The sequence below is a fragment of the Silicimonas algicola genome, from assembly GCF_003970735.1.
Taxonomy (GTDB): Bacteria; Pseudomonadota; Alphaproteobacteria; order Rhodobacterales; family Rhodobacteraceae; genus Silicimonas; species Silicimonas algicola.
In genome coordinates this window covers 1,225,540-1,249,204 of record NZ_CP034588.1, presented here as the reverse complement: position 1 = coordinate 1,249,204, position 23,665 = coordinate 1,225,540, and the positions used below count along the sequence as shown (strand labels likewise).

The 23,665-nt window shown below is 59.9% G+C and carries 23 protein-coding genes; 17 read left to right on the top strand and 6 right to left on the bottom strand.

Going from position 1 to position 23,665, the window contains the following annotated elements:
• Positions 1–2 precede the first annotated feature (2 nt).
• On the bottom strand, positions 3–656 hold the full coding sequence (locus EF888_RS06240; RefSeq protein WP_109761074.1) for a protein-L-isoaspartate O-methyltransferase family protein: 654 nt from the start codon (positions 654–656) through the stop codon (positions 3–5).
• A gap of 308 nt (positions 657–964) precedes the next feature.
• Between EF888_RS06240 and EF888_RS06235 the strand changes: the two genes are divergently transcribed.
• Complete coding sequence (locus tag EF888_RS06235; protein ID WP_109761075.1) at positions 965–1,627, top strand: sugar transferase; 663 nt, start codon at positions 965–967, stop codon at positions 1,625–1,627.
• Positions 1,628–1,665: 38 nt separating this feature from the next.
• Here the strand turns inward: EF888_RS06235 and EF888_RS06230 are convergent, their stop codons facing one another.
• The 3 genes from EF888_RS06230 to EF888_RS06220 form a co-directional block, all read right to left on the bottom strand.
• Complete coding sequence (locus EF888_RS06230; protein ID WP_164721595.1) at positions 1,666–2,436, bottom strand: metallophosphoesterase; 771 nt, start codon at positions 2,434–2,436, stop codon at positions 1,666–1,668.
• Between the two features lies 1 nt (position 2,437).
• The gene (locus EF888_RS06225; RefSeq protein ID WP_109761077.1) at positions 2,438–3,757 is read right to left on the bottom strand and encodes an O-antigen ligase family protein; all 1,320 of its coding nucleotides are present in this window, start codon (positions 3,755–3,757) and stop codon (positions 2,438–2,440) included.
• Positions 3,758–3,818: 61 nt separating this feature from the next.
• A complete protein-coding gene (locus EF888_RS06220; protein WP_126918518.1) occupies positions 3,819–6,095 on the bottom strand; it encodes a GumC family protein in 2,277 nt (758 codons plus the stop codon).
• A 275-nt stretch (positions 6,096–6,370) separates the two neighbouring features.
• On the opposite strand from EF888_RS06220, the gene EF888_RS06215 reads away from it, so the two are divergent.
• Complete coding sequence (locus EF888_RS06215) at positions 6,371–6,775, top strand: hypothetical protein (RefSeq protein WP_109761079.1); 405 nt, start codon at positions 6,371–6,373, stop codon at positions 6,773–6,775.
• Here the strand turns inward: EF888_RS06215 and EF888_RS06210 are convergent.
• A complete protein-coding gene (locus EF888_RS06210) occupies positions 6,762–7,397 on the bottom strand; it encodes a hypothetical protein (RefSeq protein ID WP_126918517.1) in 636 nt (211 codons plus the stop codon). The two genes, EF888_RS06215 and EF888_RS06210, sit on opposite strands and share 14 nt — an antisense overlap.
• Positions 7,398–7,651: 254 nt before the next feature.
• Here EF888_RS06210 and EF888_RS06205 point away from each other — a divergent pair, with 254 nt between their 5' ends.
• Positions 7,652–8,731: a polysaccharide biosynthesis/export family protein gene (locus EF888_RS06205; protein ID WP_164721594.1), complete on the top strand. Its 1,080-nt coding sequence runs from the start codon at positions 7,652–7,654 to the stop codon at positions 8,729–8,731.
• Between the two features lie 23 nt (positions 8,732–8,754).
• Here EF888_RS06205 and nusG read toward each other — a convergent pair whose 3' ends face one another.
• Complete coding sequence (gene nusG, locus EF888_RS06200) at positions 8,755–9,255, bottom strand: transcription termination/antitermination protein NusG (protein WP_241239819.1); 501 nt, start codon at positions 9,253–9,255, stop codon at positions 8,755–8,757.
• A gap of 206 nt (positions 9,256–9,461) precedes the next feature.
• On the opposite strand from nusG, the gene EF888_RS06195 reads away from it, so the two are divergent.
• The 14 genes from EF888_RS06195 (at position 9,462) to EF888_RS06130 (ending at position 23,645) form a co-directional block, all read left to right on the top strand.
• Positions 9,462–10,205 (top strand): metallophosphoesterase, encoded by a 744-nt coding sequence (locus EF888_RS06195; RefSeq protein ID WP_164721593.1) that lies wholly within the window; start codon positions 9,462–9,464, stop codon positions 10,203–10,205.
• A 152-nt stretch (positions 10,206–10,357) separates the two neighbouring features.
• On the top strand, positions 10,358–10,720 hold the full coding sequence (locus tag EF888_RS06190; protein ID WP_109761084.1) for a MarR family EPS-associated transcriptional regulator: 363 nt from the start codon (positions 10,358–10,360) through the stop codon (positions 10,718–10,720).
• Positions 10,721–11,267: 547 nt separating this feature from the next.
• Positions 11,268–12,119: an ABC transporter permease gene (locus tag EF888_RS06185; RefSeq protein WP_109761085.1), complete on the top strand. Its 852-nt coding sequence runs from the start codon at positions 11,268–11,270 to the stop codon at positions 12,117–12,119.
• Positions 12,119–13,372 carry an ABC transporter ATP-binding protein gene (locus tag EF888_RS06180; RefSeq protein WP_109761086.1) on the top strand — a complete coding sequence of 418 codons (1,254 nt, stop codon included), beginning with the start codon at positions 12,119–12,121 and terminating at the stop codon, positions 13,370–13,372. Before EF888_RS06185 ends, EF888_RS06180 begins: the two co-directional genes overlap by 1 nt.
• A gap of 310 nt (positions 13,373–13,682) precedes the next feature.
• Positions 13,683–14,405 carry an FkbM family methyltransferase gene (locus tag EF888_RS06175; protein WP_109761087.1) on the top strand — a complete coding sequence of 241 codons (723 nt, stop codon included), beginning with the start codon at positions 13,683–13,685 and terminating at the stop codon, positions 14,403–14,405.
• 229 nt (positions 14,406–14,634) lie between these two features.
• Entirely contained in the window at positions 14,635–15,207 is a 573-nt protein-coding gene (locus tag EF888_RS06170; protein WP_126918516.1) for a hypothetical protein, read from the top strand.
• A 222-nt stretch (positions 15,208–15,429) separates the two neighbouring features.
• Positions 15,430–16,239, top strand: a complete 810-nt coding sequence (locus EF888_RS06165) for an FkbM family methyltransferase (protein WP_126918515.1) — start codon at positions 15,430–15,432, stop codon at positions 16,237–16,239.
• Positions 16,240–16,353: 114 nt separating this feature from the next.
• Positions 16,354–18,189, top strand: coding sequence for an asparagine synthase (glutamine-hydrolyzing) (asnB, locus tag EF888_RS06160; RefSeq protein ID WP_109761090.1), 1,836 nt, complete (start codon positions 16,354–16,356; stop codon positions 18,187–18,189).
• A 174-nt stretch (positions 18,190–18,363) separates the two neighbouring features.
• Positions 18,364–18,831, top strand: coding sequence for a class I SAM-dependent methyltransferase (locus EF888_RS06155; RefSeq protein ID WP_164721592.1), 468 nt, complete (start codon positions 18,364–18,366; stop codon positions 18,829–18,831).
• Positions 18,832–18,864: 33 nt separating this feature from the next.
• Positions 18,865–19,995 (top strand): glycosyltransferase family 4 protein, encoded by a 1,131-nt coding sequence (locus EF888_RS06150; protein WP_109761092.1) that lies wholly within the window; start codon positions 18,865–18,867, stop codon positions 19,993–19,995.
• Between the two features lie 165 nt (positions 19,996–20,160).
• Positions 20,161–21,123 (top strand): glycosyltransferase family 2 protein, encoded by a 963-nt coding sequence (locus EF888_RS06145; protein WP_206508446.1) that lies wholly within the window; start codon positions 20,161–20,163, stop codon positions 21,121–21,123.
• A 102-nt stretch (positions 21,124–21,225) separates the two neighbouring features.
• The gene (locus EF888_RS06140) at positions 21,226–21,705 is read left to right on the top strand and encodes an acyltransferase (RefSeq protein ID WP_164721591.1); all 480 of its coding nucleotides are present in this window, start codon (positions 21,226–21,228) and stop codon (positions 21,703–21,705) included.
• A 22-nt stretch (positions 21,706–21,727) separates the two neighbouring features.
• On the top strand, positions 21,728–22,591 hold the full coding sequence (locus EF888_RS06135; RefSeq protein WP_164721590.1) for an alpha-1,2-fucosyltransferase: 864 nt from the start codon (positions 21,728–21,730) through the stop codon (positions 22,589–22,591).
• Between the two features lie 13 nt (positions 22,592–22,604).
• On the top strand, positions 22,605–23,645 hold the full coding sequence (locus EF888_RS06130) for a glycosyltransferase (RefSeq protein ID WP_126918512.1): 1,041 nt from the start codon (positions 22,605–22,607) through the stop codon (positions 23,643–23,645).
• The last annotated feature ends 20 nt before the right edge of the window (positions 23,646–23,665 follow it).

Here is a 23,665-nt window from a genome sequence, read left to right as displayed (position 1 = left end):
TCTCACAGAACGAAGGCGCGGCGCGCCTCGAAGCCGGGCAGTACCGGCGCGCCCGCGTTGAAGGCGTATCGCCAGTTCACGCGGCCATCGATGCGGTACCCGACACGGACGACACCGAGCGCACCCTCGGCGAAGATTGCGACAAGACGACCGCCCTCCTTCAGTTGATCGACGAGGCTGTCGGGCATGTGCTCCACCGCGCCCTCGAGCAGGATCACATCGTAGGGACCGTGCTTCGCGGCGCCTTCGGCCAGCGGGCCCTCGACCACGGCGACGTTATCGGCGCCGGCGGAGGAGAGCGCGCGCTCGGCTTCCGCCGCAAGGGCCTTGTCCTCTTCGAGGGCGATCACGGCCTCGGCCAGGCGCGCCGCGAGCGCGGAGGAGTAGCCAAGCCCCGCCCCCACGTCGAGAACGATCTCGTCCGACTGGATGTCAGCGGCGTCGAGCATCTTGGCCAGCGTCCGCGGATCGAGAACGACCCGGCCTCGACCGAGGTCGACATGCTCGCCGGCGTAGGCCGCTTCGCGCCGTTCGAGGGGCACGAAATCCTCGCGCGGGACAGACAGCATGGCCTCGATGATTGGAAACCGGGTGACATCCGAAGGCCTGACCTGCGTGTCGACCATCGTGGTGCGGCGGCGGGCGAAATCGGTCATTCGCTAAACTCTTCCGTTCAGTAACCCCGCGCCCGTTGAACCACGTTTGAGGTGACCGCGCAATGGAGCCGAAGCCACACCGGCACGGTTGTCGGCCCGATGGCCACGATGCATCGCGAACCTGAACTGCCCCATCATTGCGCCCCGTGCGCAAGCATTAATCATCGAATCGCGAGGCGTCGGCGGAAAACGGGGAACGGGCTGAGAAAGTTCGCTGTCAAGACTGGCTCCCCTCAAAAATCGGTGTTAACGAATCCTTAATAAGGGTTGATCAGTCGATAATTTCCTTACCGTCAGGGCTGCCGGCAATGTATTTCCGCGATTTCCGCAAGAACCCTATCCTGGCGGTTGCCTCCGAGCGGCGGCGGAATACGGCGTTCGAGCGTTTCTTCAACAAGCGCTTATTTGATTTGATTCTCTGCCCCATTGGATTGCTTCTGACCGGCTTTGTCGGATTGCTTCTCATGATCCTCAACCCTGCCTTCAATCCGGGCCCCTTGCTTTACTCGCAGCAACGCATGGGGCTTAATGGCGACCGCTTCACGATGCTGAAGTTCCGCACCATGCTGCCGCCCGAGGTCGTGGCGAATGCGCGACCGGCGACGGCACCGCTCGAGATCGAGAGAATCACGCCGCTCGGACGGATCCTGCGACGCTTCCGACTGGATGAGTTGCCGAATTTCGTGAATGTCTGGCGGGGCGAAATGAGCGTCGTCGGCCCACGCCCCGACGCGTGGGAACATGCCGACCTGTTCTGGAAGACAGTGCCGCGTTACAGCGAGCGCTTTCGCGTTCGTCCAGGCATCACCGGGCTGGCGCAGGTCCAGGGCGGATATGCCGACTGCGCGAACGCCGTCCGTCGGAAGGCGCGGCTCGACAGTCACTACGTCAACCGGGCCTGCTTCGCGCTGGAGGTGTTCATCATCTGGCGCACCGTCGTGATCTTCTTCAGCGGGTTCGGCGCCAAGTAGTCTGCGGTCGACGTCTTCGCAGTCCGGCACCTCCGACTTCAGCGACCCGCCCGCATGACATGTTCGTCGTCATCGAAGCGGATGGCGGTCAGTATTCCCGAGTAATAAGCCCCTGTATCGAGGCAGATGCGTCCGGGACGGCTCACGATTTCGGGGTCGTCGTAGTGGCCATGGACGACGAGTTTGCCCGGAAGGGGTTCGTCGCGCAGGGCATCGGGATGGCCCCAGAGCAACGCGCGCGTGGTTTGCGCGTCGAGGTCTCGGGCCGGATTCACTCCGGCATGGCAGAAGACGACGTCTCCCGACGTGGCGATCAGGGGCAAGGCGCTGACAAAGGGAAGCAGGGGCGAAACAGCCTCACGAAAGTCATCCCTGATCCGGCTGAGATCGTCTTGCGTCAGGGGGCGCACCGGAACCTGCACGCCGAAGCTTGCCAGCGTCTGCGAGCCACCCATCTTCATCCACGCCTCGCCATGCGTCGGATCCTCGAGGAAGTCGACCATCGCCGCCTCGTGATTTCCCATCAGGCAGTCGCATGAGAACAACTCGCAAGACAGGTCGCGAAGGCATTCGAGAACATGGCGCGAACTGTCGCCTCGGTCGATATAGTCGCCGAGGAGGACAACGCGTGCGGTACGACCGTCGTCGTGGAGCACCATGTCCTCGCGGATGTCGTCGAGCAGGGCGTTCAGAAGATCGACCCGTCCGTGGACGTCGCCGACGGCATAGACCCTTTCGCGTTCGGCGACACGAGGGCGGACGGCTGCGGTGTGTCGGGACGGCCGCGTGAAAAACGGGAGCCCGCGCATGTCAGGCTGCCACCTCGGATGAATTCCTCTGGCGCGGGAATGCCTGAGCCCAGCCCAATCCGAGGATAAAGGCGAAGAGCGCCGCAGAGGCCGGCATCTGAAGGCTGAAATCGAAGGCTGAATGGAACCCGCCGGCAATTGCGGCCGCAAAGGCGAAGCGGGTGTAAAGGCGATTTCGGCTTCGGACGAAGGTTCCGCGCAGGATGACCAGAACGATGATGGCGAGGCAGCCATAGAAAAGTGCGGCCGCCGGCAATCCCAATTCGAATGCATTCTCGAGATAGCTGGAATGGGCGAGATCGACTTCAGCCATCGAGATGTCGGGCGTTACATAGATCCGGAATGCGTCCTGGAACGCGCCGAGCCCATGCCCAAGGAGCGGCCTGTCGAGGATGCCGTCGATCACGAGGGGGTAGATCAGGAAGCGTGCCTCTTCCGTGGTGTCGACGAAGATTCGGGTCAGGACCCCGCTCGAGAGCGCCATGAACGAGAAGGCGATGAGCGCTGCGGAGAAAGCCAGCGCGAGCGACGTCGAGCCTTGCGACGTGCGGCGTCCGGACAGGAAATAGGCCGCAAGGCCCAGTCCCGCCGCCGCGGCCCCTGCCCGGCTCTGGCTGAGGAGAATCGCCCCGAGGCAGAGAAGGACACCGGTCGCGTAGAGCCAGTTCGATTCGAAGAAGTCCTCGAGGAAGTCGCGAAGTTGGCGGTGGGGATCCTTCGACCGATCGGGCGATACGCGCAGGTAGAGCGCGAGGTTCGCGAGAAGTCCGAAGACCGCGTAGGTCGCGAAATTGTTGCGGTTGATGAAACTGGCGGTGACGTTGGTCGTGGCGCGTTCGCCAAGGATCGGGTTCTGGGAAATCGCGACCGTCACGATGCCGTAGGCCGACAGGAGGCTGATCCCCACGGCGATCCAGATCAGGCTCTGCTCGGCATCGTCCGACTTCACGGCGTGGCGCGCGGCGATCCAGAAGACCATCGCGTAGGCCGAGAGCCGCATGGCGTGGTGCAGCCCTGCGATGGGATCGGCCGATATTCGGCCGATGACCTCGGGCACGAGACGCCAGACGGGATGGGCCCAACCCACTGGCGGCGCCCAGAGCGACTGGACAAGAGCCCAGGCGATCACCAGCGCAAAGACGAGGCCCAGGGGAAGCGCCTGTCGGGAATAGCGGTCTATCCCCGAGCGGAAGTCGAAAAGGACACGCAGGATGAAAAGCAGGATCACGCCCAGGCTGAGAAGCGTCCACCACATCGGGCGGTTGGACGCCAGGGGCAGGACGCTGACCAGCACGAAGACGAGCGTCACACGCCCGATCATCCCCTCACTCCAGCCGGGGTCATGACGTCATGCGCCCGCACGCCGGCGCACGACGCGTGTCTCAGGAGACATAGTAATCCTTGTAGCGCCCGCGATAGTACGAATAGCCGTCATAGGAATAGCGGGCCGCCCTCGCCTCGTTCAGCATGGTGAAGCTGACGCCGATGAGGGGCGCTCCGACGGACTGAAGCTCCTTGATGCCTTCCTGCACCGCGCCGCGAGGGGTCGAATCCCAGCGGACGACGTAGACCACCGCATCGACGAGCCGCGACAGGATCTTGGCGTCCGCCACGACCAGGGACGGCGGCGTGTCGAAGATGACGAGGTCGTAGCGCGCCTTCAGTTCGGCCACGATCTCGTGGAACTTGCGGGACGACAGGATGTCGGCTGCGTTGATGTTCGAGCGCGGCTCGGAGGGGACCGTCATCAGCACGTCGAGGCCGGTTTCCTCGTCGTGGTAGATCGCGTCGTCCATCGTCGCGGTGCCATCGAGGACAGAGAGAAGGCCTTGCTCCCTGCCCTCGTCCGGCAGAAGGCGCGCGAGCGATGGCAGGCGAAGGTCGCAGTCGATGATGACGGCGGACTTGCCCATCTGGCGGCTGGTCATGGCGACGAGCATCGAGGTCGTCGACTTACCCTCGCGTGGGACGGACGAGGTGAACATGACGGTGCGAGGAGGCTCGTCGACCTTCGAGAAGAGGATACTTGTTCGCAGCGACCGGACGGCCTCGGCAAGGGCGGACTTGGGCGAAGTTCTGAATTGGGTGACGACATCGCGCCTGTGCAGTCGCCGTCCTGCCGAGGGAAGCGCGCCCAGATAGGGCAGTCCGGTGAGCTGCTCGAGCTGATCGGGGGCGCGGAAGGTGTTGTTCAGAAGGTCGATCAGGAAGATCAGGCCGACGCCCGCCATTGCCCCGAGGATGAGCGACAGAAGCTGGGTCCGGCGGGCGCGGGCCGCATCGGGTCCGAGGGGCACCTCGGCGGGCGACAGGATACGCGCATCGGCGGTCTGGAGCGCCTCCTGCTCAGTGGTTTCCTTGAGCCGCCCCAGGAAGTTCTCGTAGACCGCCCGGCTGGCCTCGGCCTCGCGCTCGAGCTGGCGAATGCGGATGGTGTCCTGCGACTGCCCTCTCGCGAGTATCTCGAGCTCGTCGAGTTCAGCTTCGAGGCTGGCGACCCGGTCGGTCTGCACGGCGACCTCGATGCGCGCACCTTCGACGATGCGCTCGGCTTCTCGCTGGAGGTTCTCGCGCACGTCTGACAGCTGCTGCGCCAGCCGGACGCGCGCGGGGTGATCCTCGTCGACGGTGTCGCCCAGCGCCGTCTGCTGGGACATGAGCGTGTCCTCGCTGGCGCGGTAAGTCTGGATCAGCGGCGACGCCCGGAATTCATTGATCGCGCCGAAGTCGCGGCCGGCGTCGACGGCATCACGCAAACGGCCATAGGTCGCCTGGGCTAGCGACAGGTCGTTTCGTGCGATGGACAGCCCCGCGTTCTGGGCCTCGATCTGGGCTTGCGTGATCTCGAGGCTCTGGCCGGCGTCCGCGGCGAGCTCGGCGCGCGCGGCCTCGACGGCTTCTTCGGCGTCCTGGACGCGCTGTCGCAATTCCTCGACCCTGTTGCTGAGCCAGGTCGTCGCTTCACGGGTCGCCTCGAGCTTCGCTTCGAGCTGGTCGGTGATGTACTGCTGCGCGAAGGTGTTGGCGACGCGGGCGGCCAGGTTGCGGTCGCCGGCGGTGTAGCCAATCTCGATCACCTTGGTGTCCCAGATGGGCGACAGCTTCAGGCTGTTCCGGATCTGGCTGATGATCTGGAGCCGCAGCAGCGCGGCCGCCTCGGCGGCGTCGGGCGGTGCGGGAGGCGGCGACATGAGGCCCACGTCGCGCAGGACTTCCTTGACGCCGTCTGGCATCGAAAAGATGCCGCGGATGCGGGTCCCGAGCGTTTCCCTCGGTGGCCTGAGACTTGAGTTGAAGGCAGGGTTTTCGAGAAGGTTCAATTCGCCGATCACGCGCTCGATCAGCGTCGTGGACTGGAGAATCTCGACCTGATTCTCGAGCGTGTCATCGATGCGGACGACCGACTGTCCCACGTCGACGACGTTGGCCTGGTCGATGTCGAACATGACCTTGGTGCGGGCGGTATAGGTGGCCTCGTACTGCGAGGTCAGGAAGAACCCGATGAGCCCTGCGAAAAGCGTCGAGATGATGATGATCCAGCGACCGCGCCACAGCTTGCTGATGATGGCGCGCAGGTCGATCTCGTCGTCGCTGTCATCCTCGACCGGCGCGTCGCCGACACGCATCGTCCGGAATTTCAGCGTGCTTTCCTGCCTCATGTCCAATACCTGCTCCTAGCCGAGTAAGCACCGCCTCAAACGGGCACAGAAAGCTTTTGGCTGCTTCACTTCTTGGCAAAACACTAATCGCGAATTGGCACCGAGAGCAACCTCCGGACTTGAGCGTCAAGGCTGGTGAACCGAGATGTCACAGCACCTGGCGGTTTGTTGCGGGGTCAGCCAATTTTCCCGATACCTCATTGCCATAGCATGCTACTGACTGGCTTGATCCACGGAGTGGTCTATGTCACATTGCAGACAGCAAGGGATATCCGATGTTTAAGACCTTTTCCCACCGCTTTCTGCTTTTGGCCGCACTCGCCTCGGCGATGCCTGCCCATGCGCAGTCGACGACCGCACTTCGGTGCGACCTGCTGGACAACCCGATTTCGGCGCGCCAGTGCATGTTGTCGCAGCAAATCCAGGCAACGCGCATCCAGGGCGATCTCGTCAAGGGGTCGGCCTATCCGGTCGTGCAGGAGGATGACCTGACGGAAGAAGAACGTCTTGCCGTTCTCCGCGCCCGACAGCAGATGGCCGAGATGACTTCGGACCGCGTCGTCCTGGCCCCCGCCGGCAGCGGCAGTGCAGGGTATGTGATTCCCCTCCTCCTGCTGCTTCTCCTTCTCGGACTTGCAGGCGGCGGCGGGTCGTCGGGCGAGCCTGTCAGTCCGTCGTAATCTCGGCGGCGAGGCTTCGCAGGCCGTCGCTGTCCTTCAGGATGACGTCCAGATGACGCGGCTCAAAGCGCCGCATCACCGCCAGATCCCGTTTCACCTTTTCTTCGACCTCGCCCCGGTCGTCGGGTAGCGTTCCGAGGTCCAGAAGAAGTTCGTAGAGGTTGAGGCGCACCGGCGCGAGCTGCGCACTCGCGGGGGCCAGGGCCCACGACACATTGAGATCAGACAACGCCGCGGCGTCGTCCGCCTGCATCGCGTCCGCCCAGGCGAGATAGGCCCAGGTGTAGGCGTTGCCGGGCGCGAGTGCCGCGCTTTCCGCAAGGGCTTCGCGCGCCCGGCGGGCCCGCGCAATCGCCGTGTCGACAGAGGCCAGTTCATCGCGCTCTTCCGTCGCCGACGACGCCACGAGGTCGCCCTGCAGAAGCCCGAACCCGACCTGGAAGAGATAGTCCGACCGATTGTAGACCGCTTCGACCACGGGGACGCGCCAGTCGCCGAAAAGTCCCTCGACCCGGGCGTCGCTGTCGAAAGCCGGCATCGACGAGACGACGAAGTATGCCGACGTCACGCCGGCGGAAAGCAGCGCCAGTTGGGGCAGGAAGGCTGCAAGTCGCAAGATCATGTGGCGGCGCCTTTGAAACGGTCCGGGGCTGGTCCGGCCAATTCACCACGGCCACGGCTCCAGGGGCAACACCCTTTGTGTCTCGACGCACACAGGCGGGACCCGCGTGCCCAAGGCGGCTTGTCAGGCCAACATCTTGCCGCAATTATGCCTTAAAAAATAGAGGCAAGGTAATGAAAAGTCGGGCTGTTCTCTTGGCGTGTGCTTGCGCCGTCGCATCTTGCACGAATGTCGGCCCCCGAACGGGCGACATCTTGCGGTCGAGTTCCGACGTCGTGGGATCGCGCGAGTCGGTGTCCCGCGCCGATACCGGAAGCGACTTCGTCGTCGTCGAGGCGGACCGCAACGTCGCCTTCACCTGGCAGATGTACGAGAAATCGCGGGGCGGCTTCTTCGGCGATCCGGGTGCCGGCCGCGTCGCCATCCAGAGCGGGGACGTCCTGTCGATCTCCCTCGTCTCGTACAACGAGGCCGGCTACGTCGACTTCACCCGCAACGCCGTGGCGCCGGTGTCCTCCACCCCCCTGCCCCCGCAGCGCGTCACCGAGCTTGGGACCATCAACGTCCCGCCGCTTGGACGGATCGCAGCAAAGGGCAAGACGGTGCCCGCCCTCGAGGAGTTCCTGAACGAGCGCCTGAGCGAGGTGCTGGTCAAACCGTCGGTCGTGGTCGAGCTTGTCCAGCGCAACAGCGCCCTCATCTCGATCGTCGGCAGCGTGGGCGCTCCGGGCTCCTATGCCTACACCGACGGTGATGCGCGTCTGCTCGAGCTGGTGAGCCTCGCCGGTGGCGCCGCCGCTCCGATCGACGGTCTGGACGTCACGCTGTCGCGGAATGGAGAAGTCAGGACGGTCGCGCTGACCGACCTCTATACCAACCCGGCCCTCAACATCCATGTGCGGCCCGGCGACGTGATCTCGATCGAGCCGCGCAACCATTCGGTGGTGGTGCTTGGCGCTACGGGCAAGAACGAGGAGGTTCTGTTCGACACCGCCACGACGCCTCTGTCGAACGTCCTCGGCCAGATCGGCGGGCTCGAGAATCGCCGCGCCGATCCGAAGGGGGTCTTCATCTTCCGTCCGACGCCGCGGCGGTTGGCGGAGATGCTGGGGATCGACACCTCCGCCTACCCGGGCGAGGAAATCCTCGTCGTCTACCGCTTCGACCTGACCAATCCGAAGTCGTTCTTCACCCTGTCGGAATTCGAGGTGCTGGATGGAGACATCCTCTACATCGCGAACAGCCGCTACGAGGAGATCGACGCCGCCCTCGACGTCTTCAGCAATGCGGTGCTTCGGCCGATCCAGATCGGCGCCACGCTCAGCGGCGAGTGACGTGCCTGAGCCGGCGGCGGGCCTCAGACGGCCTGCCACCGGCCCCTGTCGAGGGCGACCCGGGTCGTGCGTCCCAGGAGATCGAGCAGGACCCAGACTCGTTTGTCGGCATCGATGCGTTCGACGGTGCCCACGAAGTCGGCGAAGGGGCCGGTCAGAAGCTGGATCTGGTCGCCCTTTTCCAGCTCCGGTGCTTCGGTCAATCGTCCGTCGATGTCGCACCGCCGACGCAGGGCCTCGATGACCTCGTCCGGGACCTGTGCGGGCCGGTCGGCCATGGTCACGAGCCGGTTCACCCCGAGCGTGGAATTGACGAGGCGGGGCGCCTCGGGCCGGTCGTCCGCCATCAGAAAGAGGTAGCCCGGGAACAGCGGCCGCGCGCGGGTGACGAAGTGTCCCCGCTCGGTTCGCGTGACGTCGTGGAGCGGCAGGAACGTCGTGAATCCCTGCCGGTCGAGGTTCCGGACAGCCAGGCGGTGCGCCTGCGGCTTGAACTGAACGATGAACCATGGGGGGGTGGTCACGGGAGTCGGCCTTCTTCGAAGATGCTCCGCCGAGGCTAGCAAAGTGGTCCGGAGAGGAGAACCGCTCGCGTGCGATCTCGGCCGCTCCATGCCGCCCGCGGAGATCGATACTGGACTTCCAGAGAGTGTTAACGCTAGCCTGACCACTGGCGACGAGCGGGGACGACAGTTTGGGTACGCGTCAGGCCTTCTTCCTGGACCGTGCCGTGCAGAAAGCACGGCCCCTTGTCGCGTCGAACGAGCGGATCTACGCGATCGGCGACATCCACGGCCGCCTGGACCTGCTGCTGGAACTTCTCGAGAAGATCGCGGCGGACGGGCACGAAAAGACCGACGGACGCAGGGCGCGCATCGTCTTCCTGGGCGACTACATCGACCGAGGCGAGGACCCGAAAGGTGTTCTCGACCTCCTGGCGCGGATGGCGGAGTTCCACTCGGAGAACCTGATCTTCCTGCGCGGCAACCACGAGGAGGCGCTCGACACCTTCCTCGCCGCGCCGCGTGAGGGTCGCGATTGGCTGGACTTCGGCGCGCAGCAGACTCTCGCGAGTTTCGGCGTCGCCCCGCCGCGCGGGCGCGTCGGCAGTTTCGAATTGTTCCGCATCCGCTCGGAACTCGGGTCCGCGCTCCAGCCCTACCGCGGCTTCCTCGCAGGCCTCCGGAACGGCTTTCGCTCGGGAGACGTGGTCTTCAGTCATGCCGGTCTCGATCCGTCGCGCGCCTGGGACCAGCAGCCCGCGCGTGCGCTCTTGTGGAGCCACCCGGGCGTGCTGCGGGACAACCCTGTCCCCGGTCTCCGCGTCGTCCACGGCCACTTCGACGAGGCCGCGCCCGTCTGCAAACCGGGTCGCATCTGTGTCGATACCGGCGCCTATTATTCGAACCGGCTGACGGCGGTCCGCCTCGACGACGAGGACGCCTTCCTCGTGGCGGGGTCCGGCCTGTCGTGACCTGAGGTCCGTCAGACCGTCATTTCGCACTTGCAGAATAGCCCGGGTCGTCTAGCGTGTTCAGCGATGAACGCTGTCGTCTCGATAGCCGTCCTCCTGATGTCTCCCCGGGCCGCGGCCGCGAGCTTCGGTGCGGTAGCCGTGTGACGGCGATGGACGATGATCTTCACGGCGGCTCGCGGATGCGCGACGACGCGAGGTTCCGCATCCTGCGCCTCATCTCCGACCGCCCCGAGATGTCGCAGCGCGAACTTGCCGAGGCCTTGGGGCTAAGTCTCGGCGGCGTGAACTTCTGCATGAAGGGCCTCGTCGAGCGCGGCATGGTCAAGGTGCGCAACTTCCGCAAGAGCGGCAACAAGCTTGCCTATGCCTATTTCCTGACGCCGCAGGGCGCGTCGGAGAAGGCGGCGCTGACGCGCGCCTTCCTCGAGCGGCGGATGGCGGAGTACCAGGCGCTGAAGGCGGAGATCGAGGCGCTGGAGGCGGAGGTCGGGACGGCGGATGCGGGGCGGTAGCTTGCGTTATCGGGCGTTTGGGACGGAAACAATAATCTTGAAGATTGAATTTCGGGAATCCGTCAGGGGGGTGCCGAATTCGGGATTCTCGAAATTATTTCCTCGTTATTACAACGCGTTACCGCCGTTTCCAAAATTGGTACAATCTTGGGAAACTCTCGTTTGAGGCCCCAGTTTGCTCGGAAAGGTACCATGGCTCTGCGACCTGCGACTGAAGCGACGACGGGTGAAATCCCGGGTACCGTTCGACGAACTGAGACGGGATCGGGCGCCAGAGCCCAGTTAAGCAATCTGCATATGGTACCCTTTCTGAGGAAGCCATCCCTGGGGTACCTTTTCGTCACCGCCTCAAAGGTACCCTCCATCGTCGTTCGAAGGGTACGCCAGACCCTCTGTGCGACGGGTACCTCGATGCAAGGGTACCACGCTCCTCCTGCAGTGGTCCCATGCAGACTGAAGTCTTGACCCAAACAGACGTTCCTCGGCGCCATTCACCCTCCCCTGTGAGGACCTTGCCCTAACGGCTCACGACCTCCCTTGAGAAGACATGACTGACATCTCCGAACATAAATCACAGTCGCCTCGCCTCGTGCTCGAGGCGGGACGCGCGGAGGCGCAGTACTGGCGCGATCTGTGGCACTACCGCGAGCTCTTCGCGATCCTCGCCTGGCGCGACGTCTCCGTGCGCTACAAGCAAACGGTGATCGGTGTCCTCTGGGCGGTGATCCGACCGTTTCTCACCATGATCGTCTTCACCGTCATCTTCGGGCGAGTGGCGCAGCTGCCCTCTGAGGGAGACGCGCCCTACCCGGTCATGGTCTTTGCAGGCATGCTGCCGTGGTTCCTGTTTTCGTCCATCCTGAGCGAGTCCTCCAACAGCCTTGTCATGAATTCGGCGCTGGTCGGAAAGGTCTACTTCCCGCGCCTTGTCATCCCCTCGGCGGCGGCCGTGGTGTCGCTGGTGGATTTCGCGATCAGCTTCGCCATGATGATCCTCCTGATGATCGCGCTCTGGTTCCTGCCCGATTGGCGCGTGCTGTTCCTGCCATTCTTCATCCTGCTTGCTGTCGCCGCCGCTCTCGGCCCGGCGCTGCTCTTCTGCGCCATGAACGTCAAGTACCGCGACTTTCGCTACATCATCCCCTTCATCGTCCAGTTTGGTCTCTACGTCTCGCCCGTCGGCTTTTCCAGCGCGAACATCCCCGACGCGTGGCGGTTCATCTATGGCCTCAACCCCATGGTCGGCGTGATCGACGGCTTCCGCTGGTGCCTTCTGGGGGGCGAAGCCACCCTTCACACGCCAAGCTTCGTCCTCAGCCTTGGCGTGATCGCAGTCTTCCTCTGGTACGGCATCCACGTTTTCCGCCGCACTGAAAGAACCTTTGCAGACCTGATCTGATGAGCGACGTGGTTATCCGTGCCGAAGGCCTCGGGAAGAAATACGTGATCGGTCACGAGTCGGCCGAACGCTACACCGCCTTGCGCGACGTGCTTGCCCAGCAGGCGCGCAGGTTGGTTCGCTCGGCGCGTGACATGGCTGCCGGGCGCGCGCTGATCGCCGGGGATGAACGCGAGGAGTTCTGGGCACTCAGGGACGTCAATTTCGAAATCAAGCGGGGCGAGGTCGTCGGCATCATCGGCCGGAACGGTGCTGGGAAGTCGACACTGCTGAAGGTCCTGTCGCGCATCACGGAACCCAGTGAGGGACGTGTTACCATCGACGGGCGGGTGGCGAGCCTGCTGGAGGTTGGCACCGGCTTCCATCCAGAACTCACGGGGCGGGAGAACATCTTCCTGAACGGCGCGATCCTCGGCATGACGCGGGCCGAGATCCGGCGGAAGTTCGACGAGATCGTTGCCTTCGCTGGGGTGGAAAAATTCCTCGACACCCCGGTGAAGCGGTATTCGAGCGGCATGTATGTGCGCTTGGCATTCTCGGTCGCGGCTCATTTGGAGCCCGAAATCCTGGTTGTAGACGAGGTGCTGGCGGTCGGCGACGCCGAGTTCCAGAAGAAGTGCGTCGGCAAGATGCAGGACGTGGCGAGCGAAGGCCGTACCGTGGTGTTCGTGAGCCACAACATGGCCGCAGTGAAGTCGTTGTGCCCCAAAGCAATGTATCTGAACGGCGGCACAGGGCAGGGAACAGAAGAAACGGAGAAAGCAGTTCAGAACTATCTGAAAAGCATACCAACAGGCCCAAGGAAAATCGAAGAATTTTCAAGATTTAGTAACGACTACGTTGAATTGCATTCAATTGAATTGGCCGATGACAAATTTGCCGTTTCTGGCAGGCTTCTTAAGTGGCACCCGGCACTTACGTTTTCCGCGATTGTTGCAGCCAACGATGAAACGGAGCTTTTTTGGACAACCAACCGCGATGCAGGGCCCACGTTGGGGCGCGATATGGAAGGCGAAGATTTTAGTTTGATATTAGAAATTCCATACAATCTTCTCAACACCGGGAGGTACAAGCTGTTCTTTGTACTTTTTATACACAATCAAGAGTGGATAGTAAAAAAAGGGGATTTGGCCCACTTTACGATAGAGAAGGAATTCAATCATCATTTAGTTCATGACTTTTCGAGTAGGCCCGGAGCACTAGCGCCGGTTTTAGGTTGGAAAACTTATCGAGCATCTCTACCATGCGCGTGATGCTGACACTGCCCGAAACCACACGAAAGAGGCTCCCAAAATCTTTCTGGCGCACTGAAGAACGGAGGTGTGGGGGCGCGGCGCTGGGAGCTCACGGCCCGATCCGCCTGACTTCCTGCGTTGCTGCGCAAACGTACACCGCTCGGGAAGGAACGCGATTGATCGACCCGAAAAATCAGGTAACGGTGACGTATGAACTCATTCCACTTCGGGAGTGTCAGGTCAATCGGCAGACCACTTGGGGAACGTCCGCTGATATAGCCTCCGACGCCCGTGCGATACGTATGCGGCCTTAAGCAAACACAGCATCATGACGCGCTTTCCATTCATACCAGAGACTATCCGGCAAACGCTGCGCAAGATAGAACTTGATATGCGCGACCGGATGACACCGAAGCATTTGCGCTTCCTGAAGACGTGCCGCACGCTCGTCCACATTGGGGCCAACACCGGTCAGGAACGCCACTTATACAACCGTCTAGGCCTCGACGTGCTGTGGATCGAGCCGATTCCAAACGTCTACGAGGCACTGGTACGCAATCTGGCCGATTTTCCGCACCAGCAAGCGTTCCAAGGCCTGATCTCTGCAGAGGACGGGCACGCGGTCGCGTTCAACGTCGCCAGTAACGAGGGTGCGTCATCGTCCATGCTCGAATTCGGCCTGCACCGGGATATCTGGCCTGAAGTCGGCTACATTGAGCAACTGGCCTTGACCACAATGCGCCTCGACACTGCAGTAAAGGCGGCCGGCTGGGATACTCGTCGTATCGACGCGCTGCTGCTTGACACGCAAGGCGCCGAACTCTTGGTTCTACAGGGAGCCGACCGTGTGCTCGACACAGTAAAATTCATCCTGACTGAGGCTGCGGACTTCGAAGCCTACAAGGACGGCGCGACAGTCGCTGACCTAGAGGCATTCCTCGTCCCGCAAGGCTTTTCACTTCTAAGGTCATTCGAGTTCGCCGAACACCCAGCCGGCGGCAAGTATTACGATGTCCTTTTCGGACGTGGACGATCGCCCGTTAATTACTAAAGTCTTGTATGCAGCAGTTGCCTAGATATATTACCGAACTCACGGATATATCCGTGCAGGAAAGACTCTCTTGCTAAGCGCCCTATCAGACATATTGTTAGGCAAAATCCGCACCGGCGCCTTTCGCTATCGTCGTCGACCTTGGCTGGGTAGGGCTTGGGGTGGTCCGCTTAATGGGCAGGGGTGGCGCTGTAAATTGGTAGCCGAGATCATTATTCGGACTGAGCCCGTGGCGATTGTGGAGACAGGAACTTTTCTCGGAACCAGTACGGAATGGTTCTGCAGTTTCCAAGCACCTGTGTGGTCGTGCGAGGCATCGGAAAGCTACTTTGGCTTTTCTCGGCAGCGACTTAAATCGGTTCCCAACGCCAACTTAGTACTTGCAGATAGTCGTACCGCGCTTCGAGAGGTACTGGATGGTCCGCTCAAATCGGCAGTGCACAACACCATCCTGTTTTACTTGGACGCACACTGGGAGGACGATTTGCCCTTGGCGGATGAGATTGATATCATTTTCGCCGCCTGCCCGCGCGCAGTCGTGCTGATCGACGATTTCGAGGTGCCGGGAGATACGGGATATTCTTATGACGATTATGGACCAGGCAAGGCCTTAACTGCAGAATATGTTGCACCGAGTCTCGATAAGTTCGGGCTCGTCATCATGTATCCGAAGGTCTCGTCTGATTTAGAGACGGGTGCAAAGAGGGGCTGTGCCGTGCTCACAAGAAAAGCGATGGTACACAACATCCTTGGGGCGGTCAGCCTGTTAAGATCGCCTATAGACGCGGATTTGAAAGCTTAATGATGGTTCACAACCACTGTCTGAGTACCACAAGGTCATCGGCTGTCCATCGCTTCCAAGGCAGGATTTCGGTCCCTGAAGGCAAAAGGGCGATAGCGTCGGTTCTTGGGCTTGGCGTCGTCGGTGCTTCGCAGGCTGTATCTTCATGACCGGCAGCCTTCAGGAGTCCCCTTGGATGCGCATAAAGATGTCCTGTAGACCCACCATGGCGGGGTGCGCCGCTTGGGTCTGAACCAGATAATTCGGTTCATCCTCAGTCATCCGATGAACCGTGGACGGCCGGTGGCATCGCTGGCCCGCTTCGCTGCCTGGCAGGTGCGCAGTCGCCTGCAGGACGAGGTGATTGTTGACTGGATCAGTGGGGCCAAACTCGCGGTGCGACGCGGCATGTCCGGTGCGACCGGCAATATCTATTGCGGCCTGCACGAATATGTCGATATGCGATTTGTCCTTGACATCCTGCAACCGGAAGACCTTTTCGTCGATGTCGGAGCCAATATCGGGAGTTATACGATTCTGGCGGCAAAGGTCTGTAACGCGCGCGTAATTGCAGTGGAACCTGATCCCGGCACGTCAAGAGCTCTGCGTCGCAATATTGCGATCAATGGCATCGCTGGCAGCGTTCACGTGGTCGAGGCAGCGCTCGGTGCGTCTGGAGGGAGAGTGTCCTTTACTGTAGGGCTCGACACGGTCAATCGTGTGGCCCAGACAGGCGACCTTAACACCCGCGAGGTAGCGCTCAGAACGCTGGACGAGGTTCTTGACGGAGAAGTTCCGCGCATCATCAAGATCGACGTCGAGGGTTTCGAGGCCGAAGTCCTCAAGGGCGCATCGGCAACACTCCACGACGATAGACTTAAAGCAATCATTACGGAGACCCTCGACCAGGATGTCGAGGCGCTACTGACCCGTGCTGGCTTCGAAAGAGCCTTCTATGATCCGGAAACTCGGATCGTAGGACACGTTCCAGTGGTCCGATCAGCGAATGCGTTGATGGTCCGTCCCTCTTTGTACAACGCGCCCCGCCAATGATCTGTACGCAGTTTGCGAGGCCTAGTGTCAACACCAGGCAGTCACCAGACCTAGCATTCAGCGATCGCCGGATGAATTTCCTCTTTCTCGGACAATCGACGAGATCAGCCTGACATGTGCGGGATTAACGGTATCTTCGCCTATCACTATGCGGCCAATCCTGTCGACCGCGCGGAATTGATCTGCACACGTGATTACATGGCCGCGCGAGGCCCCGACGCAACTGGCGTCTGGCTGGCCGAGGACGGCCGCATCGGTTTCGGTCATAGGCGTCTAGCAATCATCGACCTGACCGAAGGCGGTGCCCAGCCGATGGCAAACGCAGACGGATCGCTCGTCGTGACGTTCAACGGCGAGATCTACAATTACCGAGAGATTCGCCTTGGCCTCGAGTCAAAAGGTCACGTCTTTCGCAGCAACTCGGACACCGAGGTTCTTCTTCACCTGTACGCCGCCAAGGGTGAGGCAATGGTTCATGACCTGCGCGGCATGTTCGCTTTCGCAATCTGGGATGCGCGACGCGGTATGACGTTTATGGCGCGCGACCCTTACGGCATCAAGCCGCTCTACTATGCGGATGATGGCTGGACGCTGCGCTTTGCTTCGTCGGTCAAGGCCTTAATATCCGGCGGCAAAGTATCGACGGATCCCGAACCTGCCGGTTGGGCCGGGTTCTACCTGTTCGGCAGCGTCCCGGAGCCCTTCACCACGTATCAAGAAGTGCGCGCGCTTCCTGCTGGTTCAACCCTACGTGTGGATGCGCAGGGTCCGCGCGTGCCGCAACCCTATTTCTCGGTCGCCGCTATCTACGCGCAGCAGAACGGCGAGTGGGCGGGGTCAGCCAGCGGGCGTGATGCCCAGGAACAGGCGCGCACCGCACTCCTCGACAGCGTCCGCGCTCATCTTGTAGCCGACGTCCCAGTCGGCGCATTCCTGTCCGCCGGGATCGATTCCGGGGCGCTGGTGGGCCTGATGCGCGATGCGGGACAGACCGATATCACTACTGTGACGCTTGCGTTTGACGAATTCGAGGGCCGCCACGACGATGAGGCGCCTCTTGCGGCAGAGGTCGCCCGCTACTACGGCACGCACCATCACAGGCGGTTGGTGACGGAACGTGAGTTTCACCAGGACCTGCCGGGCATCCTGGACGCGATGGATCAACCCAGCATTGACGGCCTCAATACCTGGTTTGTCAGCAAGGCTGCTAGCGAATTGGGCCTCAAGGTCGCGATTTCCGGGCTTGGCGGCGATGAATTGTTCGGTGGCTATCCGTCTTTCCGCGATATCCCTCGTTGGCACCGTCTGCTGGCGGTCCCGTCGCGCCTGCCGTTCCTAGGCGATATAGCTCGTCTTGCATTGACGGCCGGGCGTCCCTTGTGGCCCGGGCTGAACCCCAAGACCGCAGGCCTCTTGAAATATGGCGGCACCTATGCCGGAGGCTATATGTTGCGGCGCGGCCTGTTCATGCCGTGGGAGCTGGACACGGTGATGGACCCCCCAATGGCGCGCGAAGGTTTGCAGCGCCTTAAACCGCTGGCCTATATCCGCGAAGCTCTGGATCCTATGCCAGAGTCAAGCTTTGCGAGAGTAGCGGCGCTCGAAGCCTCGCTCTACATGCGCAACCAGCTGCTCCGTGACACAGACTGGGCCAGTATGGCCCACTCTCTGGAGGTCCGGGTACCACTCGTCGACAGCTACTTGCTGGCGGCACTAAACCCAGCGCTGCATACGACAGGCGGCCTTGACACCAAGTTCATGCTCGCGATGAGCCCCGCAAAGCCCTTGCCGGACAAAGTCATCCACCGCCCCAAGACCGGGTTCACGACGCCTATCGCGTCATGGCTGCAGCGGGGGCGGCGGTTCCAGAAATGGAAAAAGAAGTCAGTCTTGACCGATGCTCATTGTCCATGGGCTAGGCGTTGGGCCTACAGCGTGGCGGTCGCTTGAATTCTATTATTCGAAATACTGCAAACCAGGTAATGGAGTAGGCAAGTGAGCGCTGCCGGACAATCGTTTATCCATATGCTCCGCTTCTGCATCGGCATCGATAGAGCGGAAACGCAAACAACTCAAGCTGAGAGAGATTGTTTAGCGCTTCACGCGAGAGGAAAGCTCCGAGCCATGGAGATAGGTGTTTTTGAGGCGGTAACGACGATCGTAATAGCAAATAACCTCCCACGTAATGCAGAATTTTTTGGAGTAGACCCTTTCTTTAAGGGTCGCTTTGGGGTTTGCTGGGGGAAGTACATCGCTAAACTGAACCTATGGAGATCAGGAGTGGCCTCACGTGTTAAAATATTTGAAGGGTTGAGTTGGGATGCTGCTAAATGTATTGATGGCGATTTTGATTTCTTATTCATAGATGGAGATCATTCTCTTGATTCCATAAGGAAAGACTACTCTCTATTTAGTGATAGGATACAAGTTAACGGCATACTGGCCCTTCACGATACGTCAGTTCCAGATCGCGATCCAAGTGTCGCTTCACTTGGATCGTTCATTTATTTCCGAGACCATATATCAAAGGATGAGCGTTTTGAAATTGCTGAAACCGTCGATTCCCTAAACGTTCTTAGAAGAGTAAGCTGAATTACATCTCATAGCCAAGATGCTAGCGTGAATATGTTCCAAGGGCGCAAAATTGTTGTTTTCTCGATCGTTACCGACGCATTTGGCGGATTCGGCGGCATAGCGCAGTACAACCGGGATTTTCTACAGGCGCTTGCAGCGAGCCGACAGGTCGAGCGGATCACCGTGCTGCCGCGCTTTGGAAATGTGCCGGGCACCGATCCCGTGCCGAAGGTGGAGCAACTGCCGGCTGTGCATGGCCGCATTGCGTACGCACTGCAATCGTTAGTTAACCTTCGTCGAGTTGGTCACGTTGATCTTATTTTTTGTGGCCATGTCTTTATGATGCCGGTCGCAGTCCTTCTCGCCCGTTTGGCCGGTGCCGCGCTGTGGCTGCAGGTTCATGGCATCGATGCCTGGCAGCGACCGTCGCGTCTTTTACGATGGTCAGTGCGGCAAGCCGATCTGGTCACCGCCGTCAGCCGACATACGCGCCGGCGCTTCCTGTCCTGGGCCGAGATCGCCCCTGAAAAGGTCAAGGTCCTGCCGAACACAATCAATGACAAATTTTGCCCCGGACCAAAATCAACGGCGCTGCTTGATCGCTACGGCCTTCGTGGCAAGAAAGTGCTGCTGACCATTTCCCGCCTTGCGGCGTCCGAGCGCTATAAGGGACATGACCGAGTGATCCAAGCCATGTCAGGCTTACTCGCCGAACATCCGGAGACGCGCTACTTGATTGCCGGAGATGGTGACGACCGTCCGCGCCTCGAAGAATTGGCCCGACGCAACGGAGTAGCCGAACATGTTATTTTTGCGGGTCAGGTTCCTGAGGAAGAGTTGGTGGATCAATTTCGCTTGGCCGACGTGTTCGTCATGCCAAGCATCGGCGAAGGGTTTGGCATCGTGTTCCTGCAGGCGGCCGCCTGCGGACTTCAAGTCATCGCCGGAAATCGTGATGGCAGTGTCGATGCGTTGGCTGAGGGTGTCCTTGGGCGCCTCATCGATCCGCTCGACGAAAACGCGCTTGCAGATGCCTTGCAGGATGCATTGAATGCTCCGAATCTGCCCTCCCCCGAAGCTGTGCGCCGGCTCTGTCCTGAACGTTTCGGGGAGGCGGTGAGTAGTCTTGTCCAGCATGTCTGTTTGAAAAGCGATGCAAACGACATCCACTGTCAGACGTGATTGCCGCCTCAGGAACAGCATTTACTCGACTAAGGGCATCCGTATGTGTGCCAACTGAACGGAGTACGCGTCTGAGTTGGTTTCAGACCTTCGAATAGAATGGCTCACGAGCGGCGCGGCTCAATTTGGCAACAATGGCGAGCGCCAATGGATGGAAATAGCTAAGTGAAAGGTATATTGACAATGCGCTGCCCGACTCTTGCTGAACTGCCGCCGCCGCCAGAGGGCCGGACAGGTTGGCCCTGGACCACCGAGAGCCCACAACTTCCCGACACTATGCCAGACGGCGGAGCGTGGCCACGCATCTCCATTGTCACGCCAAGCTACAACCAAGGCCAATTCATCGAAGAGACCATCCGCTCCGTCCTACTGCAGGGCTATCCGAACCTCGAATACATTATCATAGATGGCGGTAGCACCGACGGAGCGGTGGATATAATCAAGAAATACAAGCTCTGGCTGACCTATTGGGTCAGCGAAAGGGATCGGGGTCAGAGCCACGCAATCAACAAGGGCTTCGAATGGGCGAGTGGTGCGTTGTACAATTGGCAAAACTCAGATGATATACTATTTGTCAGCGCCTTATCCAGCGCAGCAGCTATCTTCGTGAAACATAATGCTCAATTGATATGTGGCCGTCGAATTATCCGGACCATGACCGGTTCTGCCCAACATGTTGACCCTGCGCTTAACAGAGACTGGTGGAATTACAAGCTGCGACGCGGAATCATTGCAACGGATGCGTCATTTTTCTCTGCCGCTCTTCATTCACAAATTGGCGCTCTTGATGAGCGCATGCACTATCAATTTGATGTCGATTACTTCACCCGCGCCCTGAACTGCGTTGAGCGCATCACTATTACAGAACAAATTTTTTCTCTGCTAATGTCGCACGCAGATCAAAAGACAAGACAGACACAGCGTTCTGACGAATACGAGATAACTAAACTCAGAACCCCTCCTGCGAGTGATAATTTGTTGTTACGACTGCTGCAAAGGGTAGCGCGCACCAGGTTCCACAATTTTGTACTAGTGGTCGCGCTTCCCTTTCTTGCAAAAGCTAAGCCAAAGATTACTTACATTAGCTTCGATTGGCTTACGGGCCGTGATATAGTGACAGAGATTTGATGCAAGTCGATCGGCTCGCGTGTCTCATTCCTTAATAGTGATGAAGACGCGATGTTCCTTGGCCTAGCGCTTAATAAGGTGGACAGAGCCATCAGACAGACGATGCTTCGCTCCTATGGCGCGAAGATCGGTAGGAGCGTACAGACGTATGGGCATTTTTTTAGAGGTGTGCCCCACGGCCTTGAATTGGGTGATGGCGTTCGGATCATGAAGGGAGCATTGCTAAGCGTGGACAATATAGCTAGCAGTCTAACAATAGGTAGAGATTGTTACATAAACCGAAACACTACCATTGATTGTCATGTCGGTATACACGTTGGGGAACGGGTTGCCATCGGACCCAACGTCTATATCGGCGATTTCGATCATGGACCGATGGCAGGTTCGGGTCGGTCTATGTATGGCCGCAAGGGTGAAGTTATTATCGAAGAGGACGTGTGGATCGGCGCCAATGCGACCATTCTAAGAGGCGTCACCATTGGCGTTGGGGCTACTGTTGGGGCAGGTTCGGTGGTCACCAAGAACGTTGACGCTGGAGACATGGTGGCAGGCAACCCCGCTCGACGCATTCATGACAGCTAGTGCGACATCAGCATATAGGACCATGCCAAGTCTTAAGCAGATTAAACTCATAGCGGCCGGGGGACTTGGCAACCAACTGTTCCAGTATGCTGCTGCGCGATCAATTGCACTTAGAGCAGATGCTGAGCTTGCAATCGATACCCGTCACTATGCGTCCCAGGCCCAAGATGGGCCAATGCGCTTCTGCATCGACACCTACCCTATCCAGGCGAGGATCGTAGGATATCCGGCCGGCCTGTGGGGGCCAAACTCCATCGTGAGAAGAGTGACACGAAGACTGATCACCGAGCGTCCCGGCCGCAAGTACGTTGAGCCACGACTTGGCTTCTGCGACTCCGCTCTATCTATAAGGAATAGCATGATCATTAGTGGCTGGTTTCACTCGGAAAAGTACTTTGTCGAACATGCGGACTTGATCCGAAAAGAACTGGACTTGGGAATGCTTGCCTCACGCCAGGTCGAGGGCAATCGAACAGAACTTGACGGAATGATCTCTGTGCATGTTCGCAGGGGGGACTATCTATCGCTTAAAGAGTTTCAAATGAAAGATCCGCATGCGTATTATTCTCGCGCAATGCGATACATGAAGAGCCAATTTCCTGATGCACGCTTTGTGATATTTTCCGATGACGTAACTTGGTGTCGTAAGCAACCCTTATTTGAAAGGTGCGAGTTTTTCGAATCCCTTCTCCCTAGCGATCATCGCTACGACTTGTACGCTATGAGTCAATGTAGCCATCACATTGTGGCGAACAGCAGCTTCAGCTGGTGGGGCGCTTGGTGGAACTGGCGTCCTGACAAGATTGTGATTGCGCCAGAATACTGGTTCGGCGAAAAATCGTCCCGCGATTTTGATATCGTACCTGACCATTGGATTGTAATGTAGGCAATGTTAGACCGTGCGTATAGCCCTCACCGTCGATCCTGAAATTCCCGTTCCGCCTGTGAGCTACGGCGGGATCGAACGCATTGTCGATATGCTCGCGCAGAGCCTAGTCGCGCGCGGACACGAGGTAACGCTATTCGCCCATGCCAAGTCGATCTGCCCAGTCGAGCTGGTAGGTTGGCGCGGAGCGAGCAGCGTCAGCAAACTCGATTCTATAAGGAACTGTGCAACGCTGGCGCCCAAGGTGTTCGCCGGACGTTTCGACCTCGTCCATTCCTTCTCGCGCTTAGCCTACCTAACCCCGCTGCTTCCCCTGCCGATCCCCAAGCTGATGACCTATCAGCGCGCGATCACTTCGAAATCGGTGTGGTTCGGTCACAAGCTTGCGCGCGGTACGTTAGAATTTTCGGCAATCAGCGAGTGGATGGTCGAAGGAATAAAGCACATCGGCAAATGGCATTTCGTGCCAAACGGTGTGCCGCTCGACGTCTACGATTTCCGCTCGGAGATTGCACCAGATGCCCCCTTGGTGTTCCTCGGCCGCATCGAGGAGATTAAAGGCCCGCATCTTGCGATCGAGATTGCCAGGCGGACGAATTCGAAGTTGGTCATAGCCGGCAACGTCCCCGCCGAACATAAGAAATGGTACGAGCATCACGTCGCTCCGCATATCGACGGCGCACAAATCACCTATGTCGGTCCCGTCAATGATGCGCAGAAGAATGAATTGCTCGGCCGCGCCCGCGCCTTATTGATGCCAATCCTGTGGGAAGAGCCATTCGGCATCGTCATGACCGAGGCGATGGCTTGTGGAACACCGGTGATAGGAACGCGGCGCGGCGCCGTGCCCGAGGTGGTCAAGGACGGCGTTACCGGCTTCGTAGGCGAAACGGTCGATGAACTTGTGGAGGCGCTGGCGCGTCTGCCAACCCTCGACCGCGCCTGCTGTCGACGCGAAGTGGAGGTGCGCTACTCCAACGATGCAGTGGTTGAAGCCTATCTCGCCATCTATCGAGCGCTGCTGGCGAAGCGAGTTTCTGGAGGCGGCCGCTGACCGAAGCTACACCAAGGCTC

Coding starts and splice junctions, on each gene's coding strand:
- EF888_RS06185 (WP_109761085.1), top strand. CDS start 11,268: ATGACTGACATCTCCGAACATAAATCACAGTCGCCTCGCCTCGTGCTC.
- EF888_RS06180 (WP_109761086.1), top strand. CDS start 12,119: ATGAGCGACGTGGTTATCCGTGCCGAAGGCCTCGGGAAGAAATACGTG.
- EF888_RS06190 (WP_109761084.1), top strand. CDS start 10,358: ATGGACGATGATCTTCACGGCGGCTCGCGGATGCGCGACGACGCGAGG.
- EF888_RS06215 (WP_109761079.1), top strand. CDS start 6,371: ATGTTTAAGACCTTTTCCCACCGCTTTCTGCTTTTGGCCGCACTCGCC.
- EF888_RS06175 (WP_109761087.1), top strand. CDS start 13,683: ATGACGCGCTTTCCATTCATACCAGAGACTATCCGGCAAACGCTGCGC.
- EF888_RS06220 (WP_126918518.1), bottom strand. CDS start 6,095: ATGAGGCAGGAAAGCACGCTGAAATTCCGGACGATGCGTGTCGGCGAC.
- EF888_RS06210 (WP_126918517.1), bottom strand. CDS start 7,397: ATGATCTTGCGACTTGCAGCCTTCCTGCCCCAACTGGCGCTGCTTTCC.
- EF888_RS06240 (WP_109761074.1), bottom strand. CDS start 656: ATGACCGATTTCGCCCGCCGCCGCACCACGATGGTCGACACGCAGGTC.
- EF888_RS06235 (WP_109761075.1), top strand. CDS start 965: ATGTATTTCCGCGATTTCCGCAAGAACCCTATCCTGGCGGTTGCCTCC.
- EF888_RS06225 (WP_109761077.1), bottom strand. CDS start 3,757: ATGATCGGGCGTGTGACGCTCGTCTTCGTGCTGGTCAGCGTCCTGCCC.
- EF888_RS06150 (WP_109761092.1), top strand. CDS start 18,865: ATGTTCCAAGGGCGCAAAATTGTTGTTTTCTCGATCGTTACCGACGCA.
- EF888_RS06140 (WP_164721591.1), top strand. CDS start 21,226: ATGCTTCGCTCCTATGGCGCGAAGATCGGTAGGAGCGTACAGACGTAT.
- EF888_RS06155 (WP_164721592.1), top strand. CDS start 18,364: ATGGAGATAGGTGTTTTTGAGGCGGTAACGACGATCGTAATAGCAAAT.
- asnB (WP_109761090.1), top strand. CDS start 16,354: ATGTGCGGGATTAACGGTATCTTCGCCTATCACTATGCGGCCAATCCT.
- EF888_RS06230 (WP_164721595.1), bottom strand. CDS start 2,436: ATGCGCGGGCTCCCGTTTTTCACGCGGCCGTCCCGACACACCGCAGCC.
- EF888_RS06135 (WP_164721590.1), top strand. CDS start 21,728: ATGCCAAGTCTTAAGCAGATTAAACTCATAGCGGCCGGGGGACTTGGC.